The organism is Hymenobacter sp. BT18 (assembly GCF_012273015.1).
In the GTDB taxonomy this organism is placed as follows: Bacteria; Bacteroidota; Bacteroidia; order Cytophagales; family Hymenobacteraceae; genus Hymenobacter; species Hymenobacter lutimineralis.
Genome location: NZ_CP050954.1, coordinates 3,468,136 through 3,480,819 on the forward strand (window position 1 = coordinate 3,468,136; position 12,684 = coordinate 3,480,819).

The window sequence follows — 12,684 nt, forward strand, 5'->3', positions numbered from 1 at the left end:
CCCCCCGTATCTTGCTTCCCATGAGCCAACTCCACCACCGCATCTTCCACGTCCACGGCCGCGTTCAAGGCGTTTTCTTCCGCCAAAGCACCCAGCAGGAGGCCCGCCGCCTGGGCCTCAGCGGCTATGCCCGCAACAACTCCGACGGCACCGTCACCATCGAAGCCGAAGGCATCCCTGAGGCGCTGGACGCGCTGGAAGCCTGGTGCCGCCACGGTCCCCCGCTGGCCCGCGTCGAAAAAGTAGAGCCATCTTCCGGCCCGGTGCAGGGCTACGATGGGTTTGAAGTTCGGCGGTAAGAGAGTAGAAAAACGCCTGTTATCCTGAGCAAAGCGAAGGACCTTCCCTCGTCAGAACGACCATCGTAAATACGACTTGTTCTAGCGTGATAAGGTCCTTCGCTTTGCTCAGGATGACAGGCAGCTTCTATGGCCAACCAGCCAACCCTCTATTTCTTCCGGCGGCCTTCGAGGATGCGGAAGAAGGAGCGGGACTGAATTTCTTCCTGGGTCAGGCCGGTGGCCAGCACTTCCTCCTCGGTGATGGCGCCGCAGTTCTGGGCTTTCAGGAAGAAATTGAGCAAACCCTGGCCCGTAGCCGCATCATCGAAAATGTCGCCGGTGAGGGTGCTGATGGCGGCCCGCTCGACAAAAGTGCGCAGGCGGTGCAGGGCATCTTCGTAGGAGCTCAGGAAGAAGGCGTAGGTGGCCGCGTAGCGCATGGGCAGCTGGGCGGGGTTCAAATCCCAGCCCTGGTAGAGGCCATTGATGAGCGAGTGGGTGGTGTGCGCAAAGCCCTGCCGCCAGGCGTTGTGCACGGACTCGCGGTTTTCGCGCAGCTGCTCGTAGCTCAGGTTTTCGCCCCGGTGCGGGCCAATGGGCATTACGTTGGTAGCACCGTCGGAGAGGAAGATGCCGGTGCCGCCCAGGGCCACCTTGGTCATGTGGTGAGCAAAGTCGCAGACGGGGTGGGCCATGGTCTGGTACCGGGCCGTGATGCCGGCCGAGGCGGTGTAGTCGTAGGTGCCGAAGTGGGCCGCCACGCAGCGCCCCTCGCTGGCCCGGATGATGCGCATGAGCGGGTTGCGGCCTTCCTCGTCCATCACAATCTGGGTGGCCTCCACCATCGTTTCCATGCGCAGGGTGCCGGGCGCGAGGTGGTTGGCTTTTTCCAGCAGCTCAAACAGGCGCACCATGGTGCTCATCTGCTCGGGAATGGTCACCTTGGGCAGCATCACCACAAAGTTGTCGGGCAGCTTGCCGCCGGTTTCAGCCAGCAGGGTGCTCAGGAAAATGTCGAGCGTACGCACGCTCCGGGCCTTCAAATCCTCGGTGAAGGGCTTGATGCGGATGCCGATAAAGGGGGAAAGCGTGCTGTTCTGCATACCCACGGCTACTTCCCTGGCGGCCTGCACGGCCGTGGCGTCTTCCTCGTCGTGGGGCCGGTTGCCGAACCCATCCTCGAAGTCGATGCGGAAGTCTTCCACGGCTTCGGTCTGGAGCTTGCGCAGCATCTTGTTGTAGACGGAGTACGCCAGCCAGGCGGGCTGCTTTTTGCGGTCTTCCTCGCTCATAGCATCGAGGCGCTGGGTAAGATCGGCCACGTCGGCGCCCAGGGTAGGCAGGTGCTCGTGTCCGCTCAGCCGCAGCACGCGGGCCAGCTCCACGAAATTTGGTGCGTAGGTGCGCAGGCTGCCCAGGGCAATTTCACCCATGCGCACGCAGGTATCCGACTTAAACAAGTTGGCCCCGCCGTACACGGTATGCACCGGCTGGCGGTCGGGCCGGTCGCCGGGGTACACCTGCTGGAAATGACGGTTAGCCACGCCCAGTTGCTCAAGCAGCTGGTTTTTATCGGCTTCGGGAAGACTGAGTTTCATATGGAGGGAGAGGTGGGAAGGGGAAGTTTGTTGTAGTAGAACGTCATGCCGAGCGCAGCCGAGGCATCTCGCTCGTGTAGTAGAATCAACAACATCAGCACGCGAGATGCCTCGGCTGTGCTCGGCATGGCGGACAACCAATATAGGAATCAGCTGCCGCGGTAGGTGGTGTAGCTGAACGGATTCAGCAGGAGGGGAATATGGTAGTGCTCGGGGCCGCTGATGGTGAAGACGATTTCCACGAAGGGGTAGAACGTGGCCGTGCCCAGGCGGGCGAAGTACTCGGCGGTGAAGAACTTCATCTTGTAGTTGCCAACTGGCAAGGCGTCGTCCGTGGGCAGCAGGTTGGGGATGCGGCCATCCTGGTTGGTTTGCCCGCGGGCCAGCTCCTGCCAGCTCTCGGCCTGCTCCCCGTATAGCGCAATGGTCACCCCGGCCGCGGGGCGGCCCAGGGTCGTATCCAGAATGTGGGTAGTAAGGTGGCTCATGCGGTCAGCAGCTTCTTCAGCCTGATTTCGGTGATTTTGCGTTGCTCTTCGGCGGCCACGCGGATTTCCTCGGCCGGCTCGTTCGGCAGCCGGTCCTGCAGCAAGGCCAGCATCTCATCGGCAGACTTCCCGGTGGCGCACACAATGAAGATATAGCCGAACTTTTGCTCGTAGGCCTCGTTGCCGGCGGCCAGCGCGTGCAGCGTTTCCTCCGAAGCTTGAGCCACGGCGCCCTGCTCCCCGGCGGCCCAGGCGCTGGTACTGGCAAACTTTTCCTTGAGCGAGGTCACATCCCCGATTTTGGGATGGTGCGTGAATGCCTCGCGCCAGTCGGCTTCGGTCAGGTTGTTCCAAATACGAGAGGCTTCGGCCAGCAACGTGGCCTCATCGGCTACGGGGAAAAGGTTGGCCATCTGCGTCACCCAAGCTTCGGCCCCGCAGCACTTGCGCAGAGCTTCCGTCAGGGCCGGGCGGGGGAGGTGGTTGAGTTCGGTTAAGGTCATAGAACTTGAAAATCGTCTGTCATGCTGAGCGAAGTCGAAGCATCTCTACCGCTTCGTAGAGCGACTCCAACGAAGCGGTAGAGATGCTTCGACTTCGCTCAGCATGACGTTCATTTCTGCCTGTTGCGGTAGTTACTTCACCGTGGGGAAGCGGTTCACGTTTTTATAGTAGATGTACACCGAGTCTTCCTGGCCCATGGCGGTGGCCCACTGCTGGCAGTAGGGCGCCATCCAGATTGAGTCGCCCTTCTTTACGGGGTACCACTGCTGGTCGAGCATATAGATGGCCTGGCCCTGCAGGTACAGCAGGCCATGCTCCATGATGTGGGTTTCCACCATCGGCAAATGCCCGCCGGTGCTGTAAGTGAAGATGTTCACGGCCATGTCGAAGCCCAACTCATTCGGCAGCAGTTCTTGAATGCGGAGGGCTTCGTCGTTCATGTACACCGGGGCCTTGGCAATGTCCCGCTCCCCAAACACCACGCCCGGCACCGCGTGGCCCGCCAGCGGCTCGTAGGTTTTGTGGAACGTCAGCACCTGCGTGCCTTCCGTGGGCTGCTGAAACAGGTAATCCTGCTCAATGGGCACGTACACGTACTGGCCTTCGGTGAGGGTGCGGTCCTGCCCATCAACAGTGATCTGTACCTGGCCGGCCACTACGTAAAAGAAAATCTGTGCGGCCTCCGTGCGGCCCGTCAGCTGGCCGCCTTCGCGCAGGGTAATCAGCGTCTGAGCCAGGCGGGCGCCCATCTGCTCGTTAATGATGACGTTAACGGTGCAGTTTGTCCAGCCCGGCACATTGCTGTTGATGTAGCCATCCGGGGCAATAATGGCGTGGTTACGCTTGACAACGGACCGGGTAAGAGCAGAAATTTCCATATCAGGGAAGGATGAAATGACGAATAAAAACGGAGTCGTCCTGCTGAGCGCAGCCGAAGCATCTCTCCCGCTTCGTTGCAGTGATATTCAGACGAAGCGGGAGAGATGCCCCGAGTCCGCTCAGCAGGACCCAGGCGTATGTTGGTGAAGTATTCGGGTGAGGAAACGCTCCGCTACTTCGAGGGCTGCCGCCACGTCAGGCAGCTCCACGTTTTCGAGCGGGTTGTGGCTGATGCCTTTGTAGCAGCGAATGAACAGCATGGTAGCCGGAGCCACCTGCGAAATGGGCACTGCATCGTGGCCGGCCCCGCTTACCAGGGAAATAACCTCGTGGCCGGCCTCGGAAATGGCCTGAGCAAGCTCCGCGTTCAGGGCAGCGTCGCAGGCAACGGGCGCGGTTTGCTGAATAAGGTTCCAGCTCATCTCCACCTGGCGGCGCTGCCCAATGGCAGCGGCCTGGGCCTGCAGCTGCGCGTAGGCAGCGGCCAGCTGGGTTTCGTCGGGGCTGCGCAAGTCGAGGCTGCAGACGACTTCACCGGGAATCACGTTGCTGGCCGACTGCGGCAAGTACAGCTTGCCCACGGTGGCCACCAGGTTCTGGCCGTGCTGTTGGGCGAACTGCTCGGCGGCCAGCACAAACTCGGCGGCGGCCGTCAGGGCATCCTGGCGCATGCGCATGGGCACGGTGCCGGCGTGGCCGGCCATGCCCCGGAACGTCAGCTCTACGCGGCGCTGCCCGGCAATGGCCGTTACCAGCGCCACCGGGGCGGGCCGCTCCCAGAGCACCGGCCCCTGCTCGATGTGCATTTCAAAGTACCCCAGCCAGCTTTCCGGCGGCAGCGCGTCGGCGGCTAACTCCTCAGGCCTTCCGCCCATAACCGTTAGTACCTCGGCCAGCGTGTGGCCGTGGGCGTCGGGGCGCTGGAGCAGGCTCGGGTCGAAGGAGCCGGCCACAACTTTGCTGCCCAGGTACGTGGTATGAAACCGCACGCCTTCTTCGTCGCTGAAGGCTATGAGCTCCAGGTGAAAAGGCAGCGCCGCTGGCTGGATGGCCAACTGTTCCAGCAAATCCAGCCCCAGCAGTACACCCAGCGGGCCGTCGTACTTGCCGGCATTCACCACCGTATCGATGTGGGAGCCGATGACGAAGGTTTTGGCGGCAGGATCAGGGCACACGAGGCGGCCGCGCACGTTGCCGATGGCATCGAGGCGCGTTTCCAGGCCGACCGCACGCATCCAGCTTTCCACCAAAGCCCGGCCCTGCTGGAAGGCCTCGGTGCCGAACGTGCGCGTTACCCCCTGCGCATCCTCACTGATGGCGGCCAACTCCTCAATGTGTCCCAGCACCCGAGCGGCGCGGGCAGAATAGTCGGTCATCATAGGGCTAGCGGGTAATGACCTGGCCCTGGTGCAGGCTGATGAACTCGGGACGGTTGTACACTATCTGGCCGGCCAGATAGGTTTGCTCCACTACGCCGCGTAGCTGCTGGCCCACGTAGGGGCTGGTTTTGTGGCGGTGGTGGAGCAAATCCTCCGTGACGGTGAACGTGGCTTCCTCATCGAGTACCAGCAAATCGGCATCGAAGCCCGCGGCAATCTGGCCTTTGCGGTCATCCTGGCCGATAAGCTTGGCGGGGTTGGCGCTCAGCCAGTGCGCTAGATCCACTAGGGAAGCGCCGCGCGGCTGGGCCGCCGTCCAAAGCACCGGCAAGGCCAGCTGCAGGGAGGCAATGCCACCCCAGGCCGTGGTGAAGTCGCCGGAATCGAGCTGCTTGAGGTCGGGTGGGGCGGGAGAATGGTCGGTAGCTACAAAGTCAATGAGGCCGGTTTGCAGGGCCTGCCAGAGCTGCTCGTTGTTGGCTTGCTCGCGGATGGGCGGGGCGCACTTAAAGCGGGTTTGCCCGTCGGGGATGTCCTCGGCAGCAAAAAATAGATAGTGCTGGCCAGTCTCCACTGTAATGGGCAGCCCTTCGGCCTTGGCTGCGGCCAGCTGGGGCAGGGAGTCAGCCGAGGAAAGGTGTACGATGTGCGTGCGGCAGCCAGTTTCCCGACACAGCCGGATCATCAGCGCCACGGCTTCGTCTTCCCAGCTCCTGGGGCGGGAGGCCAGGTAGTTCGGGTACGACTGCTTGTCACCCTGCTTCCAGGTGTCATCGTCCTGGCTTAGCTCGCAGTGCACCAGCAGGGGCAGGCCATGGCGAGCCAGCAGGGGCATCACGGCGCGCAGATCGGCCTCGGTAGCATTCGGAAAATCGTCGATGCCGGAGTGAGTCAGAAAGGCCTTGAAGCCGAGCACGCCGTGGGCAATCAGTCCTTCCACCTCCGCTGCATTGCCGGGTACGATACCGCCCCAGAAGCCCACGTTGGTGTGCAGGTTCTGGCGGGCAGCGGCCAGCTTCAGCTCCAGGCTGGCTACCGAAGTCGTGACGGGTGCCGAGTTTAGGGGCATGTCCACGAGCATGGTAAGGCCGCCGGCCAGGGCGGCGCGGGTGGCTGTGTCGAAGCCTTCCCAGGCAGTACGCCCCGGCTCGTTGATGTGCACGTGCGGGTCGATGAGGCCCGGCAGCAAGGTCCGGTGGCCCAGGTCGATAATGGGCATTTGTACAGGCACGCCGGGCTCCAGCACCGCCGCGATGCGCCCGGCCTGCACGACCACCAGCGCCGGCTGCATGCCGGTGGGCAGCACCACTTTTTTACTAACTAAGGCGAAATCCTGCATGAAGTGTAGTGAACTGTGCTACAAAATGAGAATATTTCAAACACGAAGTGCTGCCTGCGCGGCCTTTCACGGGCCGAAACCGTCAAAATCAAGTGCAAAGGGTAGCTCTTTAGAGAGGCTAACGGCTGGCAGATAGCATTTTGGCGGGTTCCGGCCGTTTGATTTACAGCGTATTTACCTTTTCCCGAAACGGAGTTTCGGGACGCGTTCCTGTTTGCGTTATGATGCACGTCGTGGTTTTGTTGGTGGTGGCGGCAGTGTTTTTCCTGATTCTGGGCGCCAGCTGGGTGCTGCACCGGGTAGCCCGCACCCACCGGCACGGTGGGGCCCTGGGCGAGGGTGGCCTGACCATGCAGGGCTTCGGCTATGGCCTCACGGTGCTGGCCGTGCTGTTTCTGCTGCTGGTATTCTACCTGCTGGTGCAGGGCACGCCTTGGGAAGGCCACCTCATGGAGTGGCTCAATATTGTGGTGCGCCTGATGCACGTCACCTTCGGTATTGCCTGGATTGGGGCCTCCTTCTACTTCGTGTTTCTGGAAAATGCCCTCAACCGCACCGAAAACGTGCGCGAGGAGCTGGCGGGCAACCTCTGGGCCGTGCACGGGGGGGGCTTCTACTACCTGGAAAAGTACAAGCTGGCCCCACCCCAGATTCCCAAGGCCCTGCACTGGTTTAAGTACGAAGCCTATTTCACCTGGCTTACCGGCTTCAGCTTACTGTGCGTGGTGTACTACTTCAACGCCGGTGCCATGCTCATCGACCCGCAGGTGCTGGCCATCAGTCCGCTGGCCGGAGTGGCTATTGGGGTAGGCTCCTTTGTAGTGGCTTGGATGCTCTACCATGTGCTGTGCCGCACCCCGCTGGTGAAGAACGGGCTGGTTATGGCCGTGCTGGGTTTTTTGATTTGCACGGCCTTCGCGTGGTTTTACTGCCAGGTGTTCAGCGCCCGGGCGGCCTACCTGCACTTCGGGGCCATGCTGGGCACGCTCATGGTGGGCAACGTGTTTTTTATCATCATCCCGGCCCAGAAAGCTATGGTGAAGGCCGCCACCGAAGGCCAGCCCCTCAACCCCGAGCTGGGCAAGCACGCCGGCCTTCGGTCCCTGCACAACAACTACTTCACGCTGCCGGTGCTGTTCGTGATGATCAGCAACCACTTCCCCAGCACGTTCGGGCATAGCTACCCGTGGGCAGTGTTGGCCGCCATTGCCCTGGGCACGGCTGGTATCAAGCATTGGCTGAACCTGCGCGAAAAGCACCAGGCCACCGGGCTGGTATTCCCGTTGGCGGCGGGCCTGCTGCTGGCCGTGGCCTTCGTCACGGCCCCAAAAACCGAAACCGGCGCGGGCCCTGCCTGTACGCCCAACGTGGGGGTGGCCCAGGTCCAGGGCATCGTGCAACTGCGGTGCGTGCGCTGCCACTCCGCTCAGCCTACTGATGAGGTCTTCACTACTGCGCCCAACGGCGTGATGTTCGACACGCCCCAGGACATAGCCCGTCTCAAAGACAAAATCATGCAGCGCGTGGTCGTAACCAAAACGATGCCCCAGAACAACAAAACCCACATGACTCAGGAGGAGCGGGACCTACTACGATGCTGGATAGAGCAAGGAGCGAAGGTGGAGTAGGGCTAGCCAGCCTGGACGGGTAGAAAAACAGAAGCTTTCGTTTTGTATGAATATTCATAGAAAATAGGGGTTTTAATGAATATATTTTTACCTTGTTCGGCTTTTAAACACAGTCCCCTTACAAACCTCTTGCTTCATGAAACACTTTTTCTATCAAGCACTTTGCTGCCTGGCGTTGTCCCTGGCCGGCTGTTCCTCAAAAGAGTCGGATGCGGTGCAGCCGCTGGCGGCCCGTGTTGGCGCTGACGCCAAGGCGGGGGCCCTTTCTACCCCCACCCTCAGCCAGGCATTTACCAATAAAACCTTCATCGGGGTGCAGGTTACGGCCGGCGCTACCGGGGCACCAGCTGGCTTTTCCTTGCAGTGGATGACGGCCGCCGATTTTGCTGCCAGCGGTGGTGTATGGAACGATGCGCTGGCGTGCAAAGCCTCGTTTAGCGGTAACGCCCGGGACTCCCGCTACGCCCTGGCCGCCGGAGAATCGGCGGTGGTCAACGTTGGCAGTCTGTTGTTGGATAACGGTGCTTCGGCTTCCTGCACCGATGCGCTGGCCTGCGGGACAACGTACGTATTCCGGGCTTTTGCCCACGCCGAGAAGTCCAGCAAGCGCAGTGCCTTCACGGAAGTAAGCTACTTCAACACCCTGAGCTGCTTTGGCTTCCCTACTGGCGAAGAGGAAGTAGACTAGTCTTCGGTGCTGAGCACTTAGCGCCGTATCTGCTTACGGAACCGCGCGACATAAACAGTACTCCTTCAAGCTAAAATGCCCGGCACGCTGAGTGTGCCGGGCATTCTAGCTTGAAGGAGTACCAGGCTGCGGCCGGGTTTGGCTTAGCGGCCAAGCCGGGGCGCAGCCGTTGAGTTGCTACCGGACTGGTAGCCCGGAAAATGGCACTGGCTGCCTTCAACAAAAGAGGCGCAGCCTCTGGCCGCGCCCCTTTCCAGACCAACGGCGCAAAGCCATTGGCTAACAGACTATAGAAAACTAGTCTACTTTCTTGGCCGAACGCAGACGCTCGTTTTCGTCGAGCAGGATTTTACGCATCCGCACCGACTTGGGCGTTACTTCCAGGTATTCATCCTTCTGGATGTATTCCATGGCTTCTTCCAGGGAGAACTGGCGCTTGGGCACGATTTTCACGTTTTCGTCCGAGCCGGAAGCACGCATGTTGGTGAGCTTCTTGCCTTTCTGAATGTTGATGGTCAGGTCGTTGGGGCGGGTATGCTCGCCGATAACCTGGCCAGCGTACACTTCCTCGCCTGGGTCCACAAAGAACTCACCGCGGTCCTGCATCTTGTCGATGGTATAAGCAGTGCCGGCACCGGTGTCCATCGAAATCAGCGAACCGGAGATACGGCCGGGGATTACGCCCTTATACGGCTCGTAAGCCGAGAAGCGGTGGTTCATGATGGCCTCACCCGCGGTGGCGGTCAGCACGTTGTTGCGCAGGCCAATTAGGCCCCGGGCCGGAATGTTGAACTCCAGGTGCTGCAGGTCGCCCTTGGGCTCCATGATGGTCAGCTCACCTTTGCGCATGGTCACCAGCTCGATAACCTTACCAGCGGTTTCCTCGGGTACGTCTACCACCAGGTGCTCAATGGGCTCCAGGCGGTTGCCTTCCTCATCCTCGCGGAACAGTACCTGGGGCTGGCCTACCTGCAGCTCGAACCCTTCGCGACGCATGGTCTCAATGAGTACCGACAAGTGCAGAATGCCGCGGCCGTACACCAGGAAGGTGTCTTCGCGGTCGGTTTCCTTCACGCGCAAAGCCAGGTTTTTCTCGGTTTCCTTGAACAGCCGGTCACGCAGGTGGCGCGAGGTCACAAACTTGCCTTCCTTACCGAAGAAGGGCGAGTTGTTGATGGTGAACAGCATGTTCATCGTCGGCTCGTCGATGCTGATGGTGGTCAGCCCTTCGGGGTTCTCGGCGTCGGCGAGGGTGTCGCCAATGTCGAAGCCTTCGATGCCGGTTACGGCGCAGATTTCGCCCGAGCTAACTTCGGAAACCTTGGTGCGGCCCAGGCCTTCGAATACCTGCAGCTCTTTGATTTTTACTTTCTTGATGGTGCCGTCGCGCTTCACCAGGCTCATGTTGGCGCCTTCCTTCAGCGTACCGCGGTGCACGCGGCCGATGGCGATACGGCCCACGAACGAGGAGTAGTCAAGCGAAGTAACCTGCATCTGGGGCGTGCCATCCAGCTGGGGGGCAGGGGGGATGGAAGCCACCACGGCGTCGAGCAGCGGGATGATGCTGTCGGTCTTTTGCTTCCAGTCGGTGCTCATCCAGCCCTGTTTCGAAGAGCCGTACAGGGTCACGAAGTCCAGCTGGTCTTCGTTGGCACCGAGGTTGAACATCAGGTCGAACACCTGCTCGTGCACCTCATCGGGGCGGCAGTTTTCCTTGTCAACTTTGTTGACCACCACGATGGGCTTCAGGCCCAGGTCAATGGCTTTGCCCAGCACGAAGCGCGTCTGGGGCATGGCACCTTCGAAGGCATCCACGAGCAGCAGTACGCCGTCGGCCATCTTCAGTACGCGCTCCACCTCACCACCGAAGTCGGCGTGACCAGGGGTGTCGATAATGTTGATTTTAACGTCTTTGTACCGTACCGAAACGTTTTTGGAGACGATGGTAATGCCCCGCTCACGCTCCAGGTCATTGTTGTCCAGAATCAGGTCGTCGAACTGCTGGTGCTCGTCGAACAGCTTGGAGGCGTGAATGATCTTGTCCACGAGCGTAGTCTTGCCGTGGTCAACGTGCGCGATGATGGCGATATTGCGAATGTTCTGCATACAATGGGTTTTCCGGGTGCAAAGGTACGGAATGTTTGGCGCAAAAACTTGCAGGTAATTAATTGTTACTGAGTGAGGAAGAAACGGCCGGCGAGAACTAAGACAACTAATTGGGCGCCTGCGGTTCCGAAATAGGACGGGCAGCAACTTTCTAAATGGGCCAAAGCCGAACCGTAGGCGGGCTGCGTATGTTGTATTCGAAGCCCGGTTCTGGCCTGGGTTTCCGCTCATTGTCTTTACTTTCTCTTCTTGCTCATGCGTTCTTCCTTCCTCGTTCTGCTGCTATCGGTTTTCACCCTGAACTCGGCCTGCTCACAGAAAAAAAATGTGGCCGTAGAAAAGCCCCAGGCGCCCACCCAGCCCACAGCCGCGGCCAAAGCTTATCCGAAACCCCGGCTCGTGACGGGCAAGCCCGATGAGTTTCCCATCCGCAAAACCGATGCGCAGTGGAAGGCCCAGCTCACGCCCGACCAGTACTTTATTTTGCGGCAGCAGGGCACGGAGCGGGCCTTCACGGGCAAGTACCACGACAACCACGAGAAGGGCAACTACTACTGCGCCGCCGACCACAATCTGCTGTTCTCGTCCGAAACCAAGTTTGAGTCGGGCACGGGCTGGCCGAGCTTCTGGGCCCCGGCTTCCGAAAACAGCCTGAAGGTAACGGCCGACAACAGCTACGGCATGAGCCGCGACGAGCTGGTATGCGCCAAATGCGGCGGCCACCTTGGCCACGTGTTCAACGACGGTCCCCAGCCCACCGGCCTGCGCTACTGCATGGATGGCAACGGCATGGTATTCGAAAAAGCAAAATAAAACCGCAGCTGACCGGTAAGCGTTGGGCCCGTCAGCTACCGGCAGCCGCTAACTGACGGGCTTACTACTTTTGCGGGCGGCCCGCTGGCAATCCAAGCCGGCGGGCCGTTTCGTTTGTTGCGTTGGCAGCGCCCCGTAGGCACTGTCCTTTTGCTTTTCTCATGCCACCACTTTCTTCCCCCAACGACCCTATTGCCAACCTGCAGGCCGCCCTGGCGCCGGCCCGTCAGCACCTTATCGACCACGGCGTGTACCAGTCGCTGCATTCCCTGGATGACTTGCGCGTGTTTATGCAGCACCACGTGTTTGCGGTGTGGGATTTTATGTCCCTGCTCAAGGCCCTGCAGCGGGAACTCACGTGCGTGGCGGTGCCCTGGGTGCCGCGCGGCAACCCGGTTACCCGCCGCCTCATCAACGACATTGTGCTGGAAGAAGAAACCGACCTGGACCCCGAGGGCCGACCGGCCAGCCACTTTGAGCTATATCTGCGCGCCATGCGGGAGTGCGGCGCCGATACGGCGCCCATCGAAAAGCTGCTGGCTGCCCTGGCGGCCGGCGCTACCGTGGACGCGGCCCTGCAGCAGGCGGAAGCGCCGGCTTCGGTCCGGGCGTTTGTGCTGGAAACGTTTCGCATTATTGAGGCCGGCCAGCCCCATGCCGTTGCCGCAGCCTTCACCTTTGGCCGCGAAGACGTAATTCCCGCCATGTTCCGCCACCTAGTGCACGATTTGCGCCAGCGTTTCCCCGGTCAGCTCGACACGTTCACGTATTACCTCGACCGCCACATTCAGCTCGACGAAGAAGTACACACCCCTTTAGCCCAGCAGATGGTGCGCGAGCTGTGCGGCCACGATGCTGCGCGCTGGACCGAGAGCCGCGAAGTGGCAGCCCGCTGCATGCAGGCCCGCGTGGCGCTGTGGGACGGAATCCGGGCGGCACTCCGGCAGCCGGCGGCGGTAGGGTAGGCGGCTCAACTTCTGC

General features: G+C 60.8%; 12 protein-coding genes. 5 read left to right on the plus strand and 7 right to left on the minus strand.

The features are described 5' to 3' along the window. Positions 1 to 20: 20 nt before the first annotated feature. Positions 21 to 299 (plus strand): acylphosphatase, encoded by a 279-nt coding sequence (locus tag HER32_RS14905; protein WP_168682435.1) that lies wholly within the window; start codon positions 21 to 23, stop codon positions 297 to 299. Between the two features lie 149 nt (positions 300 to 448). Here the strand turns inward: HER32_RS14905 and HER32_RS14910 are convergent, their stop codons facing one another. From HER32_RS14910 to allB, 6 genes are all read right to left on the minus strand, one after another. Further along, entirely contained in the window at positions 449 to 1,879 is a 1,431-nt protein-coding gene (locus tag HER32_RS14910; RefSeq protein WP_168682436.1) for a DUF6986 family protein, read from the minus strand. A gap of 149 nt (positions 1,880 to 2,028) precedes the next feature. Then, a complete protein-coding gene (gene uraH / locus HER32_RS14915) occupies positions 2,029 to 2,367 on the minus strand; it encodes a hydroxyisourate hydrolase (protein ID WP_168682437.1) in 339 nt (112 codons plus the stop codon). Then, positions 2,364 to 2,870, minus strand: coding sequence for a 2-oxo-4-hydroxy-4-carboxy-5-ureidoimidazoline decarboxylase (uraD, locus tag HER32_RS14920; RefSeq protein ID WP_168682438.1), 507 nt, complete (start codon positions 2,868 to 2,870; stop codon positions 2,364 to 2,366). Before uraD ends, uraH begins: the two co-directional genes overlap by 4 nt. 132 nt (positions 2,871 to 3,002) lie before the next feature. After that, positions 3,003 to 3,749: a (S)-ureidoglycine aminohydrolase gene (allE, locus tag HER32_RS14925; RefSeq protein WP_168682439.1), complete on the minus strand. Its 747-nt coding sequence runs from the start codon at positions 3,747 to 3,749 to the stop codon at positions 3,003 to 3,005. Between the two features lie 120 nt (positions 3,750 to 3,869). Further along, positions 3,870 to 5,129, minus strand: a complete 1,260-nt coding sequence (locus HER32_RS14930) for an allantoate amidohydrolase (RefSeq protein ID WP_232066269.1) — start codon at positions 5,127 to 5,129, stop codon at positions 3,870 to 3,872. A gap of 4 nt (positions 5,130 to 5,133) precedes the next feature. Further along, positions 5,134 to 6,468 (minus strand): allantoinase AllB, encoded by a 1,335-nt coding sequence (gene allB / locus HER32_RS14935; protein ID WP_168682440.1) that lies wholly within the window; start codon positions 6,466 to 6,468, stop codon positions 5,134 to 5,136. Between the two features lie 221 nt (positions 6,469 to 6,689). Here allB and HER32_RS14940 point away from each other — a divergent pair, with 221 nt between their 5' ends. Both HER32_RS14940 and HER32_RS14945 read left to right on the plus strand, forming a co-directional pair. Continuing rightward, entirely contained in the window at positions 6,690 to 8,096 is a 1,407-nt protein-coding gene (locus HER32_RS14940; protein WP_197748844.1) for a urate hydroxylase PuuD, read from the plus strand. Positions 8,097 to 8,232: 136 nt separating this feature from the next. Next, positions 8,233 to 8,784 carry a fimbrillin family protein gene (locus tag HER32_RS14945; RefSeq protein ID WP_149072876.1) on the plus strand — a complete coding sequence of 184 codons (552 nt, stop codon included), beginning with the start codon at positions 8,233 to 8,235 and terminating at the stop codon, positions 8,782 to 8,784. 297 nt (positions 8,785 to 9,081) lie between these two features. On the opposite strand, the gene typA is transcribed toward HER32_RS14945, so the two are convergent. Further along, complete coding sequence (typA, locus tag HER32_RS14950) at positions 9,082 to 10,890, minus strand: translational GTPase TypA (protein WP_149072877.1); 1,809 nt, start codon at positions 10,888 to 10,890, stop codon at positions 9,082 to 9,084. A gap of 255 nt (positions 10,891 to 11,145) precedes the next feature. Between typA and msrB the strand changes: the two genes are divergently transcribed. Further along, on the plus strand, positions 11,146 to 11,703 hold the full coding sequence (gene msrB / locus HER32_RS14955; RefSeq protein ID WP_149072878.1) for a peptide-methionine (R)-S-oxide reductase MsrB: 558 nt from the start codon (positions 11,146 to 11,148) through the stop codon (positions 11,701 to 11,703). A 161-nt stretch (positions 11,704 to 11,864) separates the two neighbouring features. After that, positions 11,865 to 12,668, plus strand: coding sequence for a DUF3050 domain-containing protein (locus HER32_RS14960; RefSeq protein ID WP_168682441.1), 804 nt, complete (start codon positions 11,865 to 11,867; stop codon positions 12,666 to 12,668). Positions 12,669 to 12,684 lie beyond the last annotated feature (16 nt).

Coding starts and splice junctions, on each gene's coding strand:
- HER32_RS14905 (WP_168682435.1), top strand. CDS start 21: ATGAGCCAACTCCACCACCGCATCTTCCACGTCCACGGCCGCGTTCAA.
- HER32_RS14910 (WP_168682436.1), bottom strand. CDS start 1,879: ATGAAACTCAGTCTTCCCGAAGCCGATAAAAACCAGCTGCTTGAGCAA.
- uraH (WP_168682437.1), bottom strand. CDS start 2,367: ATGAGCCACCTTACTACCCACATTCTGGATACGACCCTGGGCCGCCCC.
- uraD (WP_168682438.1), bottom strand. CDS start 2,870: ATGACCTTAACCGAACTCAACCACCTCCCCCGCCCGGCCCTGACGGAA.
- allE (WP_168682439.1), bottom strand. CDS start 3,749: ATGGAAATTTCTGCTCTTACCCGGTCCGTTGTCAAGCGTAACCACGCC.
- HER32_RS14930 (WP_232066269.1), bottom strand. CDS start 5,129: ATGATGACCGACTATTCTGCCCGCGCCGCTCGGGTGCTGGGACACATT.
- allB (WP_168682440.1), bottom strand. CDS start 6,468: ATGCAGGATTTCGCCTTAGTTAGTAAAAAAGTGGTGCTGCCCACCGGC.
- HER32_RS14940 (WP_197748844.1), top strand. CDS start 6,690: ATGATGCACGTCGTGGTTTTGTTGGTGGTGGCGGCAGTGTTTTTCCTG.
- HER32_RS14945 (WP_149072876.1), top strand. CDS start 8,233: ATGAAACACTTTTTCTATCAAGCACTTTGCTGCCTGGCGTTGTCCCTG.
- typA (WP_149072877.1), bottom strand. CDS start 10,890: ATGCAGAACATTCGCAATATCGCCATCATCGCGCACGTTGACCACGGC.
- msrB (WP_149072878.1), top strand. CDS start 11,146: ATGCGTTCTTCCTTCCTCGTTCTGCTGCTATCGGTTTTCACCCTGAAC.
- HER32_RS14960 (WP_168682441.1), top strand. CDS start 11,865: ATGCCACCACTTTCTTCCCCCAACGACCCTATTGCCAACCTGCAGGCC.